The sequence below is a fragment of the Streptomyces pacificus genome (assembly GCF_011766325.1).
Classification (GTDB): Bacteria; Actinomycetota; Actinomycetes; order Streptomycetales; family Streptomycetaceae; genus Streptomyces; species Streptomyces pacificus.
Map to the genome: position 1 here is coordinate 34262 of NZ_BLLG01000019.1, position 20915 is coordinate 55176.

The window sequence follows — 20915 nt, forward strand, 5'->3', positions numbered from 1 at the left end:
CCTCCGTCCAGGAGCGTCTGCGGGGTCGGTGCCCTCGGCCTGCGGAGCGGCCGGATCTCCAGGGTAGACGACCAGCGCAATAGCCCGCGCTTGCAAATAAGTGTTATCGCAATTATTGTGTGCGCCTGTAAGGTGCAAACGCAATTGTCAAGAAGGTGGAACCCGTGCCGCTCGCCCTCCTCGCCCTTGCCCTCGGGGCATTCGGTATCGGAACGACCGAGTTCGTGATCATGGGCTTGCTGCCCCAGGTCGCGAGCGGCTTTCAGGTGTCGATCCCCAGCGCCGGCTTCCTGGTGACCGGGTACGCCCTCGGGGTGGTCATGGGCGCACCGGTGATGACCGCCATCGGTACCAAGGTGCCCCGCAAGCGGATGCTGATGGTGCTGATGGGCCTCTTCATCGTGGGCAACGTGCTGTCGGCCCTCGCTCCCGTCTTCGGCGTCATGCTGGCCGGCCGTGTGGTGGCCTCGCTTGCCCATGGCGCCTTCTTCGGCATCGGCTCGGTCCTCGCGGCAGACCTGGTGGCTCCGGGCCGGAAGGCAGGTGCGATCGCGATGATGTTCACCGGTCTGACCGTCGCCAATGTCGTCGGGGTTCCGCTGGGCACCTTCATCGGGCAGAGCATCGGCTGGAGGGCCACATTCCTGGCCGTCGCGGGGCTCGGGGTGCTGGGACTCGCCGGCATCGCCCTGCTGGTCCCGGAGCAGCCCAGGCCCGAGGGCGTACGGCTGCGCCATGAGGCGGCCGCCTTCGGCAATGTCCAGGTGCTGCTGGCCATGGCGATGACCGTGCTCGGGTTCGGCGGCGTCTTCGCCTCGATCACCTACATCACGCCGATGATGACCCAGGTCGCCGGCTTCGCCGAGAGCTCCGTGACCTGGCTGCTGGTGCTCTTCGGTCTGGGCATGGTCGGTGGGAACCTGATCGGCGGCAGGTACGCCGACCGGGCGCTGATGCCCCTTCTCTACGTCTCGCTCGGAGCCCTCGCCGTGACGCTGGCGCTGTTCACCTTCACCGCCCACGACAAGCTCACGGCGGCCGTCACGATCGTGCTCGTCGGCGGGCTGGGATCCGCCACCGTATCGCCGCTCCAGAAGCGGGTACTCGACCAGGCATCGGGGGCGCCCACGCTGGCCTCGGCCGTCAACATCGGTGCCTTCAACCTCGGCAACGCCCTCGCCGCCTGGCTGGGCGGCATCGTGATCGCCGCGGGCCTCGGCTTCACCGCCCCGAACTGGGTGGGGGCGCTACTCGCCGGCTCCGCACTGGTGCTGGCGGTGCTCTCCGGTGCGCTCGAGCGCCGCGGTGTCCGCCGGGTCGGCCGGGTGGCCGCCGGTTCTGCCGCCGCCGTGCCCGCCCCGGTCGCCGCGGCTCGCCGGTGACGTCATCGGCGGGGCATACCCGGGCAGGACCGGGTTCCGGCCTCGCCGCGCCGGAGGCCCCTTCGCGCTGGGCCGCCCCCTCGCCCGGTGGAACCGTGCCAGAGCTCTGTGGACCGGTGCGATGCCACTTCCGGTCCGGGTGCGGGGGCATCGCCACCGAGATCCGAGCAGCGGCCGGATGGACAGACAGGGGTGCGACGCAGCCTAACGGGAAAGCAGGTGCGGATACCCGGACTTTCCACTCTTTGTCCGCCGTCGGGCAGGAAGTTGGCATGATGCCACGATGAGTGCCGCGGCCGGTGTCACCATCCGGTCCCACTCGCCCGGATCCCGCAATCGCGAAGTCTCGTGCGGGGCGGGCATGCGTCATTGAGAACAGAGCGGCGAAAACGAGGCACGTTCCAGACCAGCGGAAGTGCGCAGACCGACCGAGAGATGTTCGAGGCGAGGCACACAATGGACGCTCCGACCACGATGTCGGCCGACAACGGGACCTCCGGCGAGAACGGTGCGCAGCGCGGGGGTGGCTGGTTCACCCCCCGGAGACAGTCCCCCGATGGACCTGCGGACTCCGGTGCGGCGAGCGGCGAAGGCGAGCGGGCCTGGCCATCGGCCGGCGGGCGGATGGTCACCCCCAGCCGGCCGGTCGCCCCCATTCGCCCCGTCGGCACGGGAGCCGAGCGGGCAGCAGCGGCCCCGCCGTGCGAGATCACCGTCCCACGCGCGGGTTCCGCCCTCGACACCCGGGTACCACCGGGGGCGCCGGCGCGAGAGGCGCCAGCGCACCGGGCTCCGCACGGGGGCGGTGCGGCCCACGCGGACTCATCCCCCCACGGGAACGGCCGACCTCTCCGCAGCGCCCCTTGGCAGCAGGGCGCCCCGTCGCATGACGGGGATCCGCCCGACCCGCGTGCCGTGCCCCACCACACCCACCAGGGCGCCCCGCTGCCCGGGACCGCTCCCCGCAGCGGAGCCGACCTCGCCGCCGGTCCTGAGCGGTACACCGCAGGTCTCTTCCCTGCAGCAGCCGAGCGGACCGCGTCCCCCGACGCCGTCCTCATCCGCCGGACCATGGAGGAGATCGCCCCGGTCGCCGACAAGGTCACCTCCTACTTCTACGCCCTGCTCTTCCTGCGCCACCCTGATCTGCGGGCCCTCTTCCCGGCCGCCATGGACACCCAGCGCGACCGGCTCCTCAAGGCGCTGCTCACGGCCGCCGAGCACTTGGACGACCCGTCCGTGCTGGTCGGCTACCTCCAGCAGCTCGGCCGGGGCCACCGCAAGTACGGCACCCGGCCCGCGCACTACCCGGCCGTCGGCGAGGCGCTCATCGGAGCACTGACCCGGTACGCGTCGACGACCTGGGACGAGGAGACCGAAGGCGCCTGGGTCCGCGCGTACACGACCATCTCCCAGATCATGATCGACTCGGCCGCCGAGGACGAGCGGTACGCGCCCGCGTGGTGGCAGGCCGAGGTGGTGTCCCACGATCTCAGGACGCCGGACATCGCGGTCGTCACCGTGCGTCCCGATCAGCCGTACCCGTTCCTGGCCGGTCAGTACACGAGTCTGGAGACCCCGTGGTGGCCGAGGGTCTGGCGGCACTACTCCTTCGCGGGGGCGCCCCGCTCCGACGGACTCCTGGCATTCCATGTGAAGGCGGTCCCGGCGGGATGGGTCTCCAACGCCCTGGTCCATCACGCCCGACCCGGCGATGTGCTCCGGCTGGGCCCGCCGGGGGGGTCGATGGTGGTGGACCACGCCACCGAGAACGGCATGCTCTGCCTGGGCGGCGGTACCGGCATCGCGCCGATCAAGGCACTCGTCGAAGACGTCGCCGAGCACGGTGAGCGCCGTCCGGTGGAGGTGTTCTACGGGGCGCGCAGTGATCACGACCTGTACGACATCGACACGATGCTGCGGCTCCAGCAGAGCCACCCCTGGCTTCAGGTCCGGCCCGTCGTGGACGGCAGGACGCGGCTGCCCGACGCGGTGCTCGCATACGGGCCGTGGAACGAGTACGACGCCTTCGTCTCCGGTCCGGTCGGGATGATCCGCAGCGGGGTGGACACGCTCAGGGGCGTCGGCATCCCCGCCGAGCGCATCCGGCACGACTCGCTCGGGTAGCTCCTGGCGGCCCTCCTCACCGGGCCGCTGTGCGGCCGAAACAGCTTCGCCTCGCCCGCAGAGCCGGGGCCGCTCCCTGCCGGGCAAAACCTGTCTGTCGGGGGCCAGGAGGGCATCCGGCCACACGTCCCTGGGCCGCATCCGGGCCGGGATCCGGCTTGCAACCCGTCCGGCGGGGCGGACGCCGGCGTCGGACGAGGGGGCGGAGCACGGATCGAGGGACCCGCTCAGCCCAGGTCGGGTGCGTGCATCGCCCGGAGCCCCTCGATGTTTCCGTCCAGGTAGTGCCGCAGGGAGAGCGGGACGAGATGCACCGCGGCGATGCCGACGCGGCTGAAGGGCACCCGGACGATCTCGTACTCGCCGCAGGGTTCCTCCACCTCGGGACCGTGCCGCCGGGACTCGTCCATGGCCGCCAGCCGGCAGACGAAGAAGTGCTGCACCTTCACCCCCGAGGCACCGCCGTCCACGATGTGCTCGACGGTGTCCACGAAGCAGGGCACCACATCGACGATTCTGGCGCCCAGTTCCTCGTCCACTTCACGGTGGAGGGCTTCGGCGACGGTCGTGTCCCCGGGCTCGACCCCGCCACCGGGAGTGACCCAGTACGGATCCATGCCGGGCTTGGTGCGCTTGATCAGGACGAGGTCGTCGCCGTCGAGCAGAATGGCGCGTGCGGTGCGCTTGACCACTGGCCGTTCGGTCATGGTCAGAGAGTGGCCCAGGGCATCCGTTCTGAAACGCCCCGCCTTCGTGCTTGCCCCAGCGCCCGCCTCGGCGAGTTCACGTGCCGCTCCCTGCCGTCACCAGGCGGCAGCGGCGCGTAGCAGCTGCTCGTGCGCACGCGCGAGGTGGGTCAGTGAGAGGGTGCCGGTACGGACGGCCAGGAAGTATGTGCGCAGGGGTGGGACAGGCGGTTCCAGCAGTGCCACCAGCCGGCCGCGCTCCAGCACGTCCTGGCACAGATAGCGGGGCAGCACGGCGAGCCCGGCGCCGGCCGCCGCCGCTTCCCGCGCGGCCCGAAGGTCGGGCGCGATGACGGCGGCCACGGCGGGCGGGCGGCTGTCGAACACCGAGGACCAGTAGCGGGAGACGAACGGCAGGGACTCATGGACCTCGACCACCGGCAGCTGCTCCAGCACGACGGCTCCCTTGCGAAGGAGTGCCCCGTCGTCCAGCCGGACCGCCAGGCCGGGCGAGGCGACCAGGACGTGCTCCTCGTCCCAGAGCGGGGTCGAGGCGAGCAGCCCGCCGCGGGGCCGGGCCGTGGTCACCGCGAGGTCGTGGTGCCCGGCCGCCAGGCCCTCGAGGACCTCCTCGGCGTTGCCCGCGAACGACGTCCGCAGCGCCAGTCCCTGCGGGACCAGGGCGGCCAGCGCGGGCAGCACCCTGGCCGAGGTGAACTCGGGCGGTCCTGCGAGATGGAGGGTGCGCACCCCGGACTCCGGCTCCAGCCCCTCCTCCACGATCTCCACCAGCGCGTCCAGGTGGGGAGCGGCTCGATGGGCCAGTTCGTCACCGGCGGTCGTGGGGCTGACTCCGCGGGCCTGACGGAGGAAGAGCGGCCGTCCCAACTGCCTTTCCAGGGTCCTGATCTGGCTGGTCACCGTGGGCTGGGAGAGACCGAGGAGCGCGGCTGCACGGGTGAACGAGCCGGCCCGGTGCACCGTGACGAACGTGCGCAGCAGGGCCAGATCCATCGTCCAACCATAAATAAGTCGATAGGCCACTGTCTCTTCCGTGATTGGACACTGACGCACAGTCAACTAGCCTTGTGCGAGCGGTTTCCGCTCCGGGCGCACCGCACGCGGCGCTGCGCGCGGAGTGTGCGTGGTGCCATGTGCCGCCGGACGGGGCGACCGCCTGCGGAAGGGGGACGGTCCGAACCATGAGGGGGGAGGCTCGGACCATCCCTCACGCCCGCGGGACCCGCGGCCGGGGCAGCGGCCGCGCCAGGCGCAGCGCCTGCCCCAGCACCCGCCGCCCGGTCACGCGCTTCGCGCCGCTGCGGCGTCCAGTGCCCGGAGCACGTCCGCGACGAGGTCCTCCGTGTCCTCCACGCCCGCCGAGAAGCGGATGAATCCCTCCGCCACGGCGTCGCCGCCCCAACGGCCCCTGCGCTCGGCGCTGGAGCGTACGCCGCCGAAGCTGGTGGCGTCGTCGACGAGCCGTGTCTGCGCGAGGAAGCGCTCGGCGTGGTCACGGCCGGGCAGCTCGAAGGAGACCACCGAGCCGAAGCGGCGCATCTGCCGGGAGGCGATCGTGTGCGCGGGATCCTCGGGCAGCCCCGGGTAGCGCAGTCCGGTGACCTCCGCGCGGCCGGCCAGCGCCCGTGCCAGCGCGAGCGCGGTGGCGCACTGGCGGTCGGATCGCAGCTGGAGGGTGGCCAGCGAGCGATGGGCCAGCCACGCCTCCATCGGGCCCGGGACGGCGCCCACGACCTTGCGCCACTGCCGGACCGGCGCGGCGAGTTCGCTGTCCCGGCACACCACGTACCCGAGCAGCAGATCGCCGTGGCCCGTCAGGCCCTTGGTGGCGCTGGCGACCGCGAAGTCCGCGCCGAGTGCCAGCGGGCGCTGGCCGAGCGGGGTGGCGAGCGTGTTGTCCACCGCGACCAGGGCGCCGCGGGCGTGCGCGGCGTCCGCGAGCCGCCGTACGTCGCACACGTCGAGGCCCGGGTTGGAGGGTGTCTCGATCCACAGCAGCTTCGCACCGTCCAGCACGGAGAGCTGGGCGCCGCCGCCGGTGGGCGCGGTGCGCACCTCGACCCCGTACTCCTCCAGCCGCTCCCGTACCAGCGGCAGGGCCTGGTAGCCGTCGTCCGGGAGCACCACCGCGTCGCCTGCAGCCACCTGGGACAGCAGGACGGCCGTGACGGCGGCCATACCCGAGGCGAGGACGACGGTCTCGGCCTCCGCGTCTCCCGGTGCCTCCAGCTCCCCGATGGCCCGCTCCAGCAGGGTCCAGGTGGGGTTGGAGTCGCGCCCGTAGGTGTACGGGCCCGTCGGTTCACCGGGCAGGTGGTAATGGGCGGCGAACGCAGGCCCGGGCAGGGCCGGCTCGTGCTTGTGCGCCTTCGGCAGACCGGCCCGTACGGCCCTGGTGCCCTCACCCGTGCTCATGCCGCCTTCTCCTCCACCGCGTCGCGCACCGCGGCGGGCGGTCTCCCGCTCGCGGTCTCCACCATGCCGGGTACTCCTCGCCCCCGTTCGTCCCGCTGCCGTGGTACGGGCCGGTGATGCCGGGATTGGTCGCCGGCCGTCGGGTCGTACAGGCGCGGCAGCCGCGCGTCCGCCGAGGTCGGTGTGATCGGCGCAGGCCCGCGCGGACGGCCCTCGTAGAAAGCGGTCACCGGGCCCGGCCCGGAGGCCCGCGCCAAGGCGCCGCTCCCCACGGGCCGGGAGCACGGTCTCCCCCGTAGGCGACCGGGGGATGCCGCCGGCAGAGGCGGGGCAGCCGGAGGAGAGGGCATCATCCGTTCAGTCCCTGCCGTCCGGGAGCACCACGTTCAGCGCCCACGACACGATCGAGACGATCAGCCCGCCGAGCACGGCCGTCCAGAAGCCCTCCACGTGGAATTCCAGATCGAGGACGCCGGCCAGCCACGAGGTCAGCAGCAGCATCAACGCGTTGACCGCCAGCGTGATCAGGCCGAGCGTGAGGATGAAGAGGGGAAGCGTCAGCAGCTGGACTATAGGCTTCACGAAGAAGTTCACGAGGCCGAAGAGCAGGGCCACGATGAGGAGAGTGGCGGTCTTCTTCGCGGTGCTGTCGCCGGTGAGCGTGATGTCCTGGAGCAGCCAGATGGCCACGGCGAGTGCCCCGGCGTTCGCGAGCGTCTTGACGAGGAAATTCATCATGTGTCTGATCGTGGCAGACGTGAGGGGACCGATGGCAGGGGCGGACGGACGATGAAGGCATTCCGGTTGGACGAACTCGAGGCGGAGCGCGCCGCCAACGACGGCGCGTATCTGCAGTTCCTGCGTGAGCGGAACATGTCCGTCGGGCTGTACGCGCTGAACGCGGGGGAGGCGGACCCGCAGCAACCGCACGGACAGGACGAGATCTACTTCGTGGTCAGCGGCCGGGCCTCGATCACCGTGGGCACGGAGACGACCCAGGTGGGTCGGGGCAGCGTCGTCTACGTCCCCGCGGGTGCGGCCCACAAATTCCACCACATCAGCGAAGATCTGCGGGTGCTGGTCGTGTTCTCCCCGCCCGAGGGCTGACCGGTCGACGCCGGTTGTCCCTAGGGGACGGCTCAGGGGCTTTCGGGGGACGCAGGCGCCCCGCGGACCGCCCTGGCGCCTCTAGCATCGAGGGTGGGACAACTCACAGAAGCGAGGTAGGACGATGGCGGTGCGCGAGATGTTGACGGGGATGCCGTGGTGGGTGAAGTGGATCGCCATCCCGCTGATCGCCCTCGTCGTCTTCGGGGGGATGATCGCGAGTGTCATCGGCTTCGTGGTCTGGCTGCTCTTCAAGGTCCTGCTCTTCGTGGCGATCGTGGGCGGGCTGATCTACGTCGTGCGGAAGTTCACGAGTGCGTCGTCCTCCAAGGGCGACTGGTAGTCCCGCACCTGACCTGACCTGACCTGACCTACCTGACCGGGGTTCCTGCCCGCGTACCGCGCGCGGGTACGCCTGTGAGCTCGTGCGGGGGGAATGGCGCAGGTGCTCCCCGGGGCCCGTCCGGACTGCCGCCAGGCCGACACTGCGGTGGCGGTCCTCCGGCGCACCCGGTCGCTCCCGTGCCGACGGTCACCGCGCACAGCCCGTTCGTGCGATGCGCCGGACGGCTTCCGGGTCCGGCACCGTTCGATGGGGCGGACGCAGCCGGTCGCCGAGCGCCGGGAATCCGCCCTGGGAACGGCCGACGGGGCGGTTCCCGTCACCGTGGGATGCACCGCCGGCGCAGCGGCGCTCTGCCTCCCGCCGCACCGGGAAGACCGTCTGGTCCCTGCGGTCGAACAACTACGCAGTGGCGTGGGCAGCATGCTCAGCCCATTCACCTTCTCTATCAGTATCGGAAAAACTACTCCTTGTGATCTACTGGTCACTTACAGCACGATGGCGGGTGGGCTCGGGCGTATATTCCCGGCCGTTCTCACAAGGTGTCTCATCCACTGCGGAGTTCACACGATGCGCGAGTCGGTTCAGGCAGAGGTTTTGATGAGCTTCCTGGTCTCCGAGGACCTCTCCTTCCGGATCCCGGTGCAGCTCACCTATGAGACGAGAGATCCCTATGCGGTGCGGATGACGTTCCACCTGCCCGGTGACGCCCCTGTGACCTGGGTGTTCGGCCGGGAGTTGCTGCTGGACGGAATCAACGGCCCCAGCGGCGACGGCGATGTGCACATCGCCCCGACCGATCCCGAGGGGCTGTCCGACGTCCGCATCCGGCTCCAGGTCGGTTTCGACCGGGCGCTGTTCCGGGTCGGCGCCGCGCCCCTGGTGGCCTTTCTCGACCGGACCGACAAGCTGGTTCCGCTGGGGCAGGAGCGTACGCTCGGCGACTTCGAGGGCAGTCTGGAAGCCGCGCTGGGCCGCATCCTCGCGGAGGAGGCCGCCGGCTGACCGTCCACCGCCGGCCGATCATCCGACGCAACCGGGCGCGAACCTATTTCGCACGCCGACGGCGCCCCCTGCTGCGCACCGCTCCGGCGGCCACACCGGTCACCGTCCCGCCGGGCCGGTCGGCCGAGACGACCAGAGCGGCCAGCGCCGTCGTCACCGGAACCGAAGCCACCAGGCCGATGGACCCGATGAGCGTCCGGACGATCTCCTCCGCCACCAGTTCGCTGGTCGCCACCATGCCCACCCCGGAGTCCGCGACGGAGAACAGCAGGAGCAGCGGCAACGCCGCCCCGGCATAGGCCAGTACGAGTGTGTTGACCACCGAGGCGATGTGGTCGCGGCCGATCCGGATACCCGCTGTGTAGAGAGCGCGCGGTCCCATCGCCGGATCCGCCTGGTGCAGTTCCCAGACCGCCGAGGTCTGGGTCACCGTGACGTCGTCGAGTACGCCGAGCGAGCCGATGATGACGCCCGCAAGCAGCAGGCCGGACATGTCGATGCTCGGGTACAGGCCGTGGATCAGACCGGTGTTGTCGTCGGTGTTGCCGGTCAGAAACGCCCAGCCGATGAACACCGAGCCGAGCAGCCCGATCAGCAGCAGTGAGATCAGCGTCCCGAGGACGGCGACCGACGTGCGGGCGTTCAGGCCGTGGCAGAGGTACAGCGCGATCAGCATGATCGCGCTCGCCCCGACCACGGCCACGATCAGCGGGTTCGAGCCCTGCAGGATCGCGGGGAGGATGAACAGGGTCAGCACGGCGAAACTCAGGCACAGAGCGATCAGCGCCATCACTCCGCGGAACCGCCCGACCAGCACGACCACGAGCGCGAAGATGCCGGCGAGCAGCATCATCGGCAGGTCCCGGTCGACATCGCTCACCGAGTACTGGAGATCGCGCGGCGCGTCGGGCGCGTACGCCACCACCACGCCTTGGCCCTCCGCCAGCTGGCGGGAGGCGTCCGGCTGGACGATCTCGACGAACGTACGGCCCTCGTCCTTTCCGGAGGTGACCTCCACGGTCGCCTTCTTGCACTTTCCCTGCTGGGAGTTGACCGCCTCCCGCCCCTCGGGGGTCGAGGTGTCACCCGTCGGAGGTACCTGTCCGGCGTTCACCTCGGCGCAGTCGACCTCCTGCACCTGCACCACCCGGGCCTGCTCGGTCTGCCGGTCGAAACCGACTCCCGTGCGCTCGTGCTCCGGTGCGCCGCCGGGCCAGAGAACGACGAGGCCGACCACCACCGCGGCCGCGAACGGGATGAGGACCGCCGCGATGACCCGTCTCAGATGCTGTGAGACGGGGGCGGCGGGCCCATGGGCATGCGCATGAGCATGGCCGGGGGCATGGCCGGGGGAGCGCGGCGGACCGCCCTTGCGGGCGTCCGGGTCCGGCGTCTGCTGGGAGGAAGTCACACACAGATCATCGCAACAACGGATGGGGCCCACTGGTCAGCACGCCAGACGGGGCGCTAGCGTGGTGTCTCACCTTTGCACACGCGGGAGCTCGGAGCACCGGGCTGAGAGGGCGCTGACCGGCCGTAACGGCCGTACGGGACAGCTGCGCCGACCGCCGAACCTGTTACCGGGTAATGCCGGCGTAGGGAGTAGGTCACATGACCACATCGGACACGCGCACGCCTGCCTCCGGATCGCCGGGGGCGGGGAAGTCCGCCGGCTGGCACAAGGGATACGTCGAGGGCTCCCGCCCCGACATCCGGGTGCCGGTCCGCAGGGTCCACCTCACCAACGGCCGGGACGTGACGCTCTACGACACGTCCGGCCCGTACACCGATCCGGGTGCCGAGACGGATGTGCGCCGCGGGCTGGCTCCGCTGCGTGAGAACTGGATCATCGGACGGGGTGACACCGAGGAGTACGCGGGCCGGCCGGTGCGGCCCGAGGACGACGGGGTCAGGCACACCTCCCCGCGCGGCGGTCTGCGCAACCTCGACGCGGTCTTCCCGGGCCGCCCGCGTCAGCCCCGCCGGGGACGCGGAGGGCAGGCGGTGACACAGCTCGCCTACGCCCGGCGCGGTGAGGTCACACCGGAGATGGAGTTCGTGGCGATCAGGGAGAACGTCTCCCCCGAGGCCGTCCGCGAAGAGATCGCCGCGGGCCGGGCCGTCCTGCCCGCCAACGTGAACCACCCCGAGACCGAGCCGATGATCATCGGTAAGCGGTTCCTGGTGAAGGTCAACGCCAACATCGGCAACTCCGCCGTGACCTCCTCGATCGAGGAGGAGGTGGAGAAGATGACCTGGGCGACACGGTGGGGAGCGGACACGGTCATGGACCTGTCCACCGGCCGCAACATCCACACCACGCGCGAGTGGGTGCTGCGCAACTCCCCCGTGCCGATCGGCACCGTCCCGCTCTACCAGGCGCTCGAGAAGGTCGACGGCCGGGCCGAGGAGCTGACCTGGGAGATCTACAAGGACACCGTGATCGAGCAGGCGGAACAGGGCGTCGACTACATGACGGTCCACGCCGGTGTGCTGTTGCGCTATGTGCCGCTCACCGCCCGCCGCAAGACCGGCATCGTCTCCCGCGGCGGCTCGATCATGGCCGCCTGGTGCCTCGCGCACCACAAGGAGTCGTTCCTGTACGAGAACTTCGATGAGCTCTGCGAGATCCTCGCGGCGTACGACGTCACCTACTCGCTCGGCGACGGGCTGCGGCCCGGCTCCATCGCCGACGCCAACGACGAGGCGCAGTTCGCCGAGTTGAGAACGCTCGGCGAACTCCACACGATCGCCAAGCGGCACCAGGTGCAGACCATGATCGAGGGCCCGGGGCACGTCCCGATGCACAAGATCAAGGAGAACATCGACCTCCAGCAGGAGATCTGCGAGGAGGCCCCGTTCTACACGCTCGGACCCCTGACCACCGATGTGGCGCCCGCCTACGACCACATCACCTCCGGAATCGGCGCGGCGATGATCGCCTGGTGGGGCACGGCCATGCTCTGCTACGTCACGCCCAAGGAGCACCTGGGCCTGCCGAACCGGGACGACGTCAAGACGGGCGTCATCACGTACAAGATCGCGGCGCATGCCGCGGACCTCGCCAAGGGGCACCCCGGCGCACAGGAGTGGGACGACGCGCTCTCGGACGCGCGCTTCGAGTTCCGCTGGGAGGACCAGTTCAACCTCGCCCTGGACCCCGACACGGCACGGGAGTTCCATGACGAGACGTTGCCGGCCGAGCCGGCGAAGACCGCGCACTTCTGCTCCATGTGCGGTCCCAAGTTCTGCTCGATGAAGATCAGCAGAAGCATCAGCGAGCAGTTCGGCGGTGACGAGCCGGCGGCCTCGGACCAGGAGATCGCCGAGGGCATGCTGCAGAAGTCCAGGGAGTTCGCCGCCTCGGGCAACCGGGTGTACCTTCCGCTGGCGGACTGACCGGGCAGCGGAAGCGGCCCGGGATCCCGTGCGGTCGCGGACCGGTTCCGCCGCCCCGACGCCCCGGGGCCCCGGGGCCCCGGTCCGCGGAGGCAGGCGCGTGCGGGCTATTCGGGCCGGTTCTCCGGCGGCCCGAAGTCGGGGCTGGTGAAGTCCGGGCTGGTGAACGTCGGGCGGGGCCCGGTCGGGCCGCCGTCGCTCGGACTTGAGAAGTCGGGTCCGCTGTAGCCCACCTTGGGGATGCGGTTCACCGCGCGGGGCGGGGTGTGGGAGGCCGGATCGGCGCCGGGATCCGCCAGGGCGGCTCGCAGGAACGGGAGGACGCCGCGTTCGAGGAGGGCGTGCCGCCAGGCTTCTTTGGCGCGCGCCACCTCGTCGGGCAGTTCGCCGGTGGCGTCCTCGGCGGGTACCTGGGTCGCCCTGTTCCGAAGCGCGGTGACCAGCAGGCCGATCGCGGCGGCGAGGAGCCCTGCGGCCGTCAGCGCACCGAAGAACCAGCCCGCCGTCAACAAGGTCTCGGCGAATGCGGCGTCGGGGCTGACGGCCTTCAGGACGTAGCCGACGAGCAGGAGGATCAGCGCGGCGGTGCCGGCGAGCACCGGTGCAAGGACGGTGATTACGGCGGCGAAGCCGGCGCCCGTCTCCGAGGGGGCGCCGGCCGCGGGGCCGGGGCCGCCCCCGGGCCCGCCCGCCGATGCACGTGCCTCCTGGCGGGCCGTCACATAGTGGCCGTACTCGGCCGCGGCGGCGCCGGTGATGTGCGAGGTGGCCTTCAGCGCCATCGTGCGCAGTTGTTCGGCGGTGAGCCGCCGGCCGATCCCGTCGAGTTCTGGACGGTTGTGCGCGGTGCGCAGCACGTCGTTGAGGACGCGCTCATACTCGGCGCGGTCCTCGGAGTGCAGGTGCGGAGCGCTGTTCATGTGTGTCCCCCGATGCTCCGTAGGGCCGGTTTGCCCATGGGGATGCGGCAGCTTGGCGGAAACGGAGGAGAGCCTGCCACGGATAGGCCGATGGTAGAGCGGTTACGCCACGGCGTGGCAGGGGTTCTCGAAATCGGCCGCCAGGATGGCTTCAAGCCTGCAGTGGGAGGGGGGCGACCAGTAGCTTTCCGGCCATGGTCACTCCGCCGTCCATGGCGACGGCCAGGCCGTCCGCGTACACATGCGGGCCTTCCACCAGCGGCTCGGCCTTCCCCTCACCGTCCGCGTCCTCGGCGCCGACCTCGCCTAGCAGGTAGGGGATGGGGCTGTGGCCATGGACGATCCGGCCCCCGCCGTAGGCGGCGAGCAGCTCCCTCACGGCCTTGGGGCCGTTGTCGTCCCGGAAGGCGAAGCGCTTGGTGAACTTCCGGAAGAGGTCCCAGCACTCGTCAGCGTCGTTGCGGTTGATGATCTCGTGGACCGTGTCGTTGACGTCCTCGATCGTGGTGCCGTAGTCGAGGTAGGCGGTCGTGTCGGAGTGCATCAGCAGATGCCCGTCCTCCTCCACCACCGCGTCGAGCCGGGACATCCACTGCAGATGGACGTCCTGGAGGCGGTCCATATCGTTCTTCTGGCCTCCGTTGAGCAGCCATGCCGCCTGGAAGGTGGCAGTGCCCGCGCCCGAGTTGACGGGCGTGTCCCCGAAGCGCCTGGCACCGATGAGCAGCAGCTCGTGATTGCCCATCAGGGCCTTGCAGTAGCCGCCGGCCGCAGCGGCCTCGGCCGAGAGCCGCATGACGAGGTCGATGACGCCGATCCCGTCCGGTCCGCGGTCGGTGAAGTCGCCCAGGAACCACAGCCGGGCGTTGCCCGCGGACCAGTGGCCTTCGGAGTCGATCAGCCCCTCGGTGGTGAGCGCGGCGACGAGTTCGTCCAGGTAGCCGTGCACGTCCCCCACCACATAGAGCGGACCGGGGCCCTCCGGGGCGGGTTGCCGATCGGCGGCGGCCACCCGGACGGTGCCGTCGCGGTCGAGCACCGGCAGGTCGCGCTCGGTGGGGGTGTAGCCCTCGGGCGGTTCGTCGTCCGGGACGGCATCGCCGGGGTGGACCTGCGGGTCCTCGGGGTCCTCGGGGGCCCCCGGCACGGCGTCCTCGGCCCGGTGCGGGGCCGTCCCGGGGGCGCCGGCCTCTCCATCGGCTGCCCGGGCCGCAGGGGCCGGGTCGTCCGCCCGGTGTGGGTCGTCCGCCCGGTCCGCGGGTGCCGGTTGCGGGGCGGATTCCCCGGACCGCAGCGGAATCGGCCGGGGTACTGAGTCCTCCGGGTGCGCGAGCGCGTACTCCCGGGAGGAGCATTCCGACTGCACCGGAACCTGTGCGTACGGCGGGACGCGGAAGTCGCGCGATGTCGCCGTGCGCACCACGGGTCCCTGACCTGCCCCCTGAGTCATCGACCCCTCCACCACCGTCGCGCCGCCCTCACCGCCGGACCGGCCTGGTCGGGGACGGTCCTCGGTGTCGTGCGCCCATCATAGGAATGCGGATCGTGCTCTGTGACGCACCAGGGGTGCTGAATCCGGGTACTGCCGCGGTTCACTGGTCGTTTCGCCCTGATTGCACTGGTTCTGCGGGACGGCTCTCACTTCCGGGAAGGGGATCGCGGGGCGCTTACCGTCGTACGGGGAGAACTCCGCTGCGACGACGCCCGGACGATGAGTTCGGTCGGTATCACCTGCTCCACCGGGCGCCCGCCGTCCGCTCCCTCGATGGCGTCGATCAGCAGCTGGACCACGGCCGTGCCGATGCGCCGCGGCTTGAGCGAGAGCGTGGTGATCGACGGGTCCGTGTTCGCGTACACGGTGGACTCGCTGCAGCAGACCAGCAGCAGATCGTCGGGCACGCGCAGCCCGTACCGGCGGGCGGCGGCCAGCAGGTCCGTGCCGTTGGGGTCGAAGAGCCCGTACACCGCGTCGGGCCGGTCGGGCCGGGCGAGCAGCCGGTCGGCGGCGACCGCGCCGGCGCACGGGTCGTGGGCGGGGTACGCCTCGTAGACCGGATCCTGACCCACCCGTTCGCACCAGTCGAGATAGGCCGTGGTGGAGAGCCGCGTGTAGGTGTCCGTGGTGGTGCCGGTGAGCAGGCCGATCCGTCGTGCGCCGCCGGCCGCCAGATGGTCGAGCAGCTCGAGGACGGCGGCCTCGTGGTCGTTGTCGACCCAGGCGGTGACGGGAAGGGTGCCTGCGGGGCGGCCGTCGGAGACGACGGGCAGGCCCTGGCGGACGAGTTCGGTGACCACGGGGTCGTGGTCCGACGGGTCGATCACGACGGTGCCGTCGAGCGCGACATTGGACCAGACGTCATGGCGTGAGGTGGCGGGGAGGATGACCAGCGCGTATCCGCGGGCCAGCGCGGCGGAGGTGGCGGCGCGGGCCATCTCCGCGAAGTACGCGAACTCCGTGAAGGTGAAGGGTTCGTCCCCGTATGTCGTGACCGTGAGGCCGATGAGGCCGGACTTGCCGGTACGGAGCGTGCGGGCCGCGGCCGAAGGGCGGTAGCCCAGCCGGTCGGCGACCTCGCGGACATGGCGGCGGGTGGCGTCCGGGAGCCGGCCCTTTCCGTTCAGCGCGTCCGAGACGGTCGTGATGGAGACACCGGCCGCGGCCGCGACGTCGCGGATGCCCGCCCGGCCCTGCCGATTGCCCCGGCGTGATGTCTCCGTCCGGCTCACCTGGTGCTTCCCTGCTGCTGTCATGGCAGGCCGATAGTAGGGCGAGGCGGGTCGGTGCAGCCGGTCGGATATACCGGCATGGGAAGGCACGTTTCTGCACGGCCATGTATGGCCAATAGCCTTGCAATGCAAGGCAGTTGAGGGTGGTTGTGCTGGTCTTGGGGCTCTCGACCGGTGCGGACCTGCCGAATGGCTCAGGTATCGAAGCGGTCTCAACTCACCACTACGAGGGATGCGCGCCACGGAGTGAGCCACCGGCGCGCGGCAATCCGGTATGCGCTCTCCATCGCCTCGGCCCGGGCACCCGCTGATCCCGGTGAACCCCGGCACCCTCCCGGTCGCGCACGGTCCGCTGTCTGACCGTGCCCGCCCAAGGCCCGGCTCCGGGCCCCGCTCGCTCCCCCATTCGCAGGAGAAGGGAATCCTCATAAGGTGAGCAGCATTGGCGAACCCAGACGCACGACGGTCGAGGAGGACCTGCGGTGAGCGAGACGAGCCCCAAGCTGCGCGCCGAACTGGACGGCATTCCCACATACAGGCCCGGCAGGCCCGCCGCTGCCGGCGGGCCGGTCGCGTTCAAGCTCTCCTCCAACGAGAACCCCTATCCGCCGCTGCCCGGGGTGATGGAGACCGCCGTCGCCGCCGCGGGAGACTTCAACCGGTACCCGGACATGGCCTGCACCGGACTGATGAACGAACTCGCCGACCGCTTCGGGGTGCCGGTGACGCACCTGGCGACGGGCACCGGCTCGGTGGGCGTCGCCCAGCAGCTGCTGCAGATCACGTCGGGCCCCGGCGACGAGGTCGTCTACCCCTGGCGGTCCTTCGAGGCATACCCGATCATCACCCGGATCAGCGGTGCCACCTCCGTTCCCGTGGCGTTGACCTCCGAGGACGTGCACGACCTGGACGCCATGGCGGACGCCGTCACCGACCGCACCCGGCTGGTCTTCGTCTGCAATCCGAACAACCCCACCGGCACGGTGGTGCACCGGCAGGAGCTGGAGCGGTTCCTCGACCGTGTGCCCTCTGATGTGCTGGTGGTCCTGGACGAGGCGTACCGCGAGTTCATCCGGGACCCCGGGGTGCCGGACGGCCTGGAGATCTACCGCGCCCGCCCGAACGTCGCGGTGCTGCGCACCTTCTCCAAGGCCTATGGCCTGGCCGGGCTCAGGATCGGGTTCGCCGTGGCCCACGAGCCCGTGGCCGCCGCGCTGCGCAAGACGGCGGTACCGTTCGGCGTCAGCCAGGTCGCCCAGGACGCGGCGGTGGCGTCGCTGCGGGCGGAGGACGAACTGCTCGGCAGGGTCGGCGCGCTGGTCGCGGAGCGGACGCGGGTGTGCGGGGCGCTGCGGAAGCAGGGCTGGACGGTGCCGCCGACAGAGGCGAACTTCGTATGGCTGCGGCTGGGGGAGCGGGCGGCCGAGTTCGCGGCCGCCTGCGAGGCTGCGGGTGTGGTGGTGCGGCCGTTCCCGGGCGAAGGGGTGCGGGTCACCATCGGCGAGTACGAGGCGAACGACGTGTTCCTGCACGCGGCCGAGGCGTTCCGCCGCGGCCGGTAGGGCGCGGGGCGGAGCGGCGGCGACCCTCCCGGTCCCGGCCCACGCCCGGCTGCCGCTGCCGCTCTGCCCCTTGTCCCTGCCCGCCTGCTCTGCCCGTCTGCTCTGCCCGCCTGCCGCCCTGTCCGCTGCCCCGTGCCGGGCCCCGGTCCGCAATCCGAGGGTGGCGGATTTCGCCATCTGCCGGGCGTCCGAATCGGGGCCGGCAGGCCGGATCCAGCGGTCCGGGCATCGCGTCGGCGGGGGGAGCGTGAAGCCGCTCCCCCGCCCGGAGCACCGCGGGTCGCCCGCGGCGGAGGAGCGACGGCCCCTTCGAGGGCGCCGCGCCCGATGGAGGTCCGGCCGAACGCCGAGCGGAGCGCTGCGGAGAACGCCGAGGTGAGACGCTCAGCGGGCCGGGTACGGCGGGTCTCCCGTGCCGCGGGTCCCTCCGCATACCGCGGCCGTCGGCCGAGTGGTCGCACGGCCGGGACGGCATGCCGACCGGTCGGTATCTCCTTGGGGCACCCCCGCCCGCATGTGCGGATTTCGGATGGCTCATAATTGCTTGTGAATGTGAACGCGTTCACAAGCGTGGGCTGTGGCGCGGTTCCGGGAACCGCGCCGCGCCCGCCGTGACGCATACGACGAGAGCGCCGATGCGACCCGAGGCCATGCAAGGAGAGACGACGTGGACCTAGCCCTGGCGCCAGAGACACTGGCCCGCTGGCAGTTCGGCATCACCACCGTCTACCACTTCCTCTTCGTCCCCCTGACGATCTCCCTGGCGGCGCTGACTGCGGGGCTGCAGACGGCGTGGGTGCGCACCGGCAAGGAGAAGTACCTCAGGGCGACCAAGTTCTGGGGGAAGCTCTTCCTGATCAACATCGCCATGGGTGTCGTCACCGGCATCGTGCAGGAGTTCCAGTTCGGCATGAACTGGTCCGACTACTCGCGCTTCGTCGGAGACGTGTTCGGTGCCCCGCTCGCCTTCGAGGCGCTGATCGCGTTCTTCTTCGAGTCCACCTTCATCGGGCTGTGGATCTTCGGCTGGGACAAGCTCCCCAAGAAGATCCACCTCGCCTGTATATGGATGGTCGCCCTCGGCACCATCCTGTCCTCCTACTTCATCCTGGCGGCCAACTCCTGGATGCAGCACCCCGTGGGGTACCGGATCAACCCGGAGAACGGACGGGCGGAACTCACCGACTTCTGGCTTGTGCTGACCCAGGACACGGCCCTCACCCAGGTCTTCCACACGCTCTCCGGCGCCTTCCTCACCGGAGGGGCCTTCATGGTCGGCATCGCTGCCTTCCACCTGCTGCGCAAGAAGCACGTCCAGGTGATGAAGAGCTCACTGCGCCTGGGCCTGGTGACGATCGCCGTCGCCGGCCTGCTGACGGCGGTCAGCGGCGATCTGCTGGGCAAGGTCATGTTTAGGCAGCAGCCGATGAAGATGGCCGCGGCCGAGGCGCTCTGGGACGGCGAGAGCCCGGCGCCCTTCTCCCTGTTCGCCTACGGCGACGTGGACAAGGGCCACAACAAGGTCGCCATAGAGATCCCGGGCCTGCTGTCCTTCCTGGCGAACGACGACTTCACGTCCCATGTGCCGGGTATCAACGACACCAACAAGGCGGAGCAGGAGAAGTACGGCCCGGGCGACTACCGGCCCAACATCCCGGTCACCTACTGGGGCTTCCGCTGGATGATCGGTTTCGGCATGGCGTCGTTCGCCGTCGGCCTGGCCGGGCTCTGGCTGACCCGGAAGAAGTTCATGCTGCCGCCGGCGTCGAGGGCCGGCGAGGACGACGTACCCCATGTGGTGCTGTTCCGGAAGCCGCTCGGGCCGAGGCCCACCCGGCTGTACTGGCTCACGGCCGTCTGGACGCTCGGCTTCCCGTTGATCGCCAACTCCTGGGGCTGGATCTTCACGGAGATGGGGCGTCAGCCCTGGGTCGTGTACGGCGTCCTGCGCACCCGGGATGCCGTCTCCCCCGGTGTCACCCAGGGCGAGGTGCTCACGTCGATGATCGTCTTCACGCTCATCTACGCGATCCTCGCCGTCATCGAGGTCAAGCTGCTGGTCACGTACGTCAAGGCCGGGCCTCCCGAGCTCACCGAGGCCGACCTCAATCCACCCACCAAGATCGGCGGCGACGAGCGTGACGCCGACCGGCCGATGGCCTTCTCGTACTGAGACCGAGGACTGGGATCTGAGGCATGGAACTCCACGACGTCTGGTTCGTACTCATCGCCGTCCTGTGGACCGGCTACTTCTTCCTGGAGGGCTTCGACTTCGGGGTGGGTGTCCTGACGAAGCTGCTCGCCCGCGACCGGGCCGAGAAGCGCGTCCTCATCAACACGATAGGCCCGGTCTGGGACGGCAACGAGGTGTGGCTGCTGACGGCGGGCGGTGCGACGTTCGCCGCCTTTCCCGAGTGGTACGCCACGCTGTTCTCGGGCTTCTATCTGCCGCTGCTGCTCATCCTGGTCTGCCTGATCGTGCGCGGTGTCGCGTTCGAGTACCGGGCCAAGCGACCTGAGGAGCGCTGGCAGCGCAACTGGGAGCAGGCCATCTTCTGGACCTCGCTCATACCGGCGTTCCTGTGGGGCGTGGCCTTCGGGAACATCGTGCGCGGCGTGAAGATCGACCAGGAGATGGAGTACGTCGGCACGTTCTGGGACCTGCTGAACCCGTACGCGATCCTGGGTGGTCTGGTGACCCTGGCGCTCTTCACCTTCCATGGCACGGTGTTCACGGCGCTGAAGACCGTCGGGGACATCAGGGAGCGGGCCAGAAGGCTCGCCCGGAGCCTCGGCGTGGTCACGGCCGTGCTGGCACTCGGCTTCCTGGGCTGGACGCAGGCCGAGAAGGGCGACGGCGCCAGCCTGGTAGCCGCGACCGTCGCGGTGGTGGCGCTGGTCGCCGCGCTCGGAGCGAACCGGGCAGGGCGCGAGGGCTGGGCGTTCGCCCTCTCGGGCGTCACGATCGTGGCGGCGGTGGCGATGCTGTTCCTGACCCTCTTCCCGAACGTGATGCCGTCGTCGCTCGACGAGGCGTGGAGCCTGACGGTGACCAACGCGTCCTCGAGCCCCTACACCCTGAAGATCATGACCTGGTGCGCCGGGATCGCGACGCCCATGGTGCTGCTGTACCAGGGCTGGACCTACTGGGTGTTCCGGAAGCGGATCGGCACGCAGCACATCGCCGACCCGCACTGAGGCCGGAGCCCCATCGGGACCAC

At 70.5% G+C, this 20915-nt stretch carries 17 protein-coding genes; 9 read left to right on the top strand and 8 right to left on the bottom strand.

Translation table 11 applies throughout. The annotated features are described in order from the left end of the window. Positions 1 to 164 precede the first annotated feature (164 nt). Entirely contained in the window at positions 165 to 1382 is a 1218-nt protein-coding gene (locus tag SCWH03_RS23575; RefSeq protein ID WP_173266313.1) for an MFS transporter, read from the top strand. A gap of 435 nt (positions 1383 to 1817) precedes the next feature. Further along, positions 1818 to 3509, top strand: coding sequence for a globin domain-containing protein (locus SCWH03_RS23580; RefSeq protein WP_371872755.1), 1692 nt, complete (start codon positions 1818 to 1820; stop codon positions 3507 to 3509). A 227-nt stretch (positions 3510 to 3736) separates the two neighbouring features. Here the strand turns inward: SCWH03_RS23580 and SCWH03_RS23585 are convergent, their stop codons facing one another. The 4 genes from SCWH03_RS23585 to SCWH03_RS23600 form a co-directional block, all read right to left on the bottom strand. After that, positions 3737 to 4216 carry an NUDIX hydrolase gene (locus tag SCWH03_RS23585; RefSeq protein WP_173266315.1) on the bottom strand — a complete coding sequence of 160 codons (480 nt, stop codon included), beginning with the start codon at positions 4214 to 4216 and terminating at the stop codon, positions 3737 to 3739. Positions 4217 to 4312: 96 nt separating this feature from the next. After that, positions 4313 to 5209, bottom strand: coding sequence for a LysR family transcriptional regulator (locus SCWH03_RS23590; protein ID WP_173266316.1), 897 nt, complete (start codon positions 5207 to 5209; stop codon positions 4313 to 4315). A 288-nt stretch (positions 5210 to 5497) separates the two neighbouring features. Then, positions 5498 to 6631, bottom strand: a complete 1134-nt coding sequence (locus tag SCWH03_RS23595; protein WP_173266317.1) for a cystathionine gamma-lyase — start codon at positions 6629 to 6631, stop codon at positions 5498 to 5500. A 357-nt stretch (positions 6632 to 6988) separates the two neighbouring features. After that, complete coding sequence (locus SCWH03_RS23600; protein WP_173266318.1) at positions 6989 to 7369, bottom strand: phage holin family protein; 381 nt, start codon at positions 7367 to 7369, stop codon at positions 6989 to 6991. Between the two features lie 51 nt (positions 7370 to 7420). On the opposite strand from SCWH03_RS23600, the gene SCWH03_RS23605 reads away from it, so the two are divergent. The 3 genes from SCWH03_RS23605 to SCWH03_RS23615 all read left to right on the top strand — a co-directional run bounded on the left by SCWH03_RS23605 (position 7421) and on the right by SCWH03_RS23615 (position 9086). Further along, entirely contained in the window at positions 7421 to 7738 is a 318-nt protein-coding gene (locus SCWH03_RS23605) for a cupin domain-containing protein (protein ID WP_173266319.1), read from the top strand. Between the two features lie 124 nt (positions 7739 to 7862). Beyond that, positions 7863 to 8081 (top strand): DUF5326 family protein, encoded by a 219-nt coding sequence (locus SCWH03_RS23610; RefSeq protein ID WP_371872756.1) that lies wholly within the window; start codon positions 7863 to 7865, stop codon positions 8079 to 8081. 570 nt (positions 8082 to 8651) lie between these two features. After that, on the top strand, positions 8652 to 9086 hold the full coding sequence (locus SCWH03_RS23615; RefSeq protein WP_173266320.1) for an SsgA family sporulation/cell division regulator: 435 nt from the start codon (positions 8652 to 8654) through the stop codon (positions 9084 to 9086). A gap of 43 nt (positions 9087 to 9129) precedes the next feature. Here SCWH03_RS23615 and SCWH03_RS23620 read toward each other — a convergent pair whose 3' ends face one another. Beyond that, the gene (locus tag SCWH03_RS23620) at positions 9130 to 10497 is read right to left on the bottom strand and encodes a YibE/F family protein (RefSeq protein WP_173266321.1); all 1368 of its coding nucleotides are present in this window, start codon (positions 10495 to 10497) and stop codon (positions 9130 to 9132) included. 200 nt (positions 10498 to 10697) lie between these two features. Here SCWH03_RS23620 and thiC point away from each other — a divergent pair, with 200 nt between their 5' ends. Next, entirely contained in the window at positions 10698 to 12485 is a 1788-nt protein-coding gene (gene thiC, locus SCWH03_RS23625; protein ID WP_173266322.1) for a phosphomethylpyrimidine synthase ThiC, read from the top strand. A 107-nt stretch (positions 12486 to 12592) separates the two neighbouring features. Here thiC and SCWH03_RS23630 read toward each other — a convergent pair whose 3' ends face one another. From SCWH03_RS23630 to SCWH03_RS23640, 3 genes are all read right to left on the bottom strand, one after another. Further along, on the bottom strand, positions 12593 to 13405 hold the full coding sequence (locus tag SCWH03_RS23630; protein ID WP_173266323.1) for a hypothetical protein: 813 nt from the start codon (positions 13403 to 13405) through the stop codon (positions 12593 to 12595). A gap of 151 nt (positions 13406 to 13556) precedes the next feature. Further along, positions 13557 to 14870, bottom strand: a complete 1314-nt coding sequence (locus tag SCWH03_RS23635) for a metallophosphoesterase (RefSeq protein ID WP_254076969.1) — start codon at positions 14868 to 14870, stop codon at positions 13557 to 13559. 173 nt (positions 14871 to 15043) lie between these two features. Continuing rightward, the gene (locus SCWH03_RS23640) at positions 15044 to 16156 is read right to left on the bottom strand and encodes a LacI family DNA-binding transcriptional regulator (protein WP_173266325.1); all 1113 of its coding nucleotides are present in this window, start codon (positions 16154 to 16156) and stop codon (positions 15044 to 15046) included. Positions 16157 to 16614: 458 nt separating this feature from the next. Here SCWH03_RS23640 and hisC point away from each other — a divergent pair, with 458 nt between their 5' ends. The 3 genes from hisC to cydB all read left to right on the top strand — a co-directional run bounded on the left by hisC (position 16615) and on the right by cydB (position 20892). Continuing rightward, positions 16615 to 17694 (top strand): histidinol-phosphate transaminase, encoded by a 1080-nt coding sequence (hisC, locus tag SCWH03_RS23645; protein ID WP_173266326.1) that lies wholly within the window; start codon positions 16615 to 16617, stop codon positions 17692 to 17694. A 667-nt stretch (positions 17695 to 18361) separates the two neighbouring features. Next, positions 18362 to 19867 (top strand): cytochrome ubiquinol oxidase subunit I, encoded by a 1506-nt coding sequence (locus SCWH03_RS23650; protein ID WP_173266327.1) that lies wholly within the window; start codon positions 18362 to 18364, stop codon positions 19865 to 19867. Positions 19868 to 19890: 23 nt separating this feature from the next. After that, positions 19891 to 20892 carry a cytochrome d ubiquinol oxidase subunit II gene (gene cydB, locus SCWH03_RS23655; RefSeq protein WP_173266328.1) on the top strand — a complete coding sequence of 334 codons (1002 nt, stop codon included), beginning with the start codon at positions 19891 to 19893 and terminating at the stop codon, positions 20890 to 20892. The last annotated feature ends 23 nt before the right edge of the window (positions 20893 to 20915 follow it).

Bases quoted from the DNA above. Each gene is read 5' to 3' on its own strand.
- SCWH03_RS23615 (WP_173266320.1), top strand. From the start codon at position 8,652: ATGCGCGAGTCGGTTCAGGCAGAGGTTTTGATGAGCTTCCTGGTCTCC.
- SCWH03_RS23630 (WP_173266323.1), bottom strand. From the start codon at position 13,405: ATGAACAGCGCTCCGCACCTGCACTCCGAGGACCGCGCCGAGTATGAG.
- SCWH03_RS23595 (WP_173266317.1), bottom strand. From the start codon at position 6,631: ATGAGCACGGGTGAGGGCACCAGGGCCGTACGGGCCGGTCTGCCGAAG.
- thiC (WP_173266322.1), top strand. From the start codon at position 10,698: ATGACCACATCGGACACGCGCACGCCTGCCTCCGGATCGCCGGGGGCG.
- SCWH03_RS23585 (WP_173266315.1), bottom strand. From the start codon at position 4,216: ATGACCGAACGGCCAGTGGTCAAGCGCACCGCACGCGCCATTCTGCTC.
- SCWH03_RS23580 (WP_371872755.1), top strand. From the start codon at position 1,818: ATGTTCGAGGCGAGGCACACAATGGACGCTCCGACCACGATGTCGGCC.
- SCWH03_RS23590 (WP_173266316.1), bottom strand. From the start codon at position 5,209: ATGGATCTGGCCCTGCTGCGCACGTTCGTCACGGTGCACCGGGCCGGC.
- SCWH03_RS23605 (WP_173266319.1), top strand. From the start codon at position 7,421: ATGAAGGCATTCCGGTTGGACGAACTCGAGGCGGAGCGCGCCGCCAAC.
- SCWH03_RS23640 (WP_173266325.1), bottom strand. From the start codon at position 16,156: ATGACAGCAGCAGGGAAGCACCAGGTGAGCCGGACGGAGACATCACGC.
- SCWH03_RS23600 (WP_173266318.1), bottom strand. From the start codon at position 7,369: ATGATGAATTTCCTCGTCAAGACGCTCGCGAACGCCGGGGCACTCGCC.
- cydB (WP_173266328.1), top strand. From the start codon at position 19,891: ATGGAACTCCACGACGTCTGGTTCGTACTCATCGCCGTCCTGTGGACC.
- SCWH03_RS23610 (WP_371872756.1), top strand. From the start codon at position 7,863: ATGGCGGTGCGCGAGATGTTGACGGGGATGCCGTGGTGGGTGAAGTGG.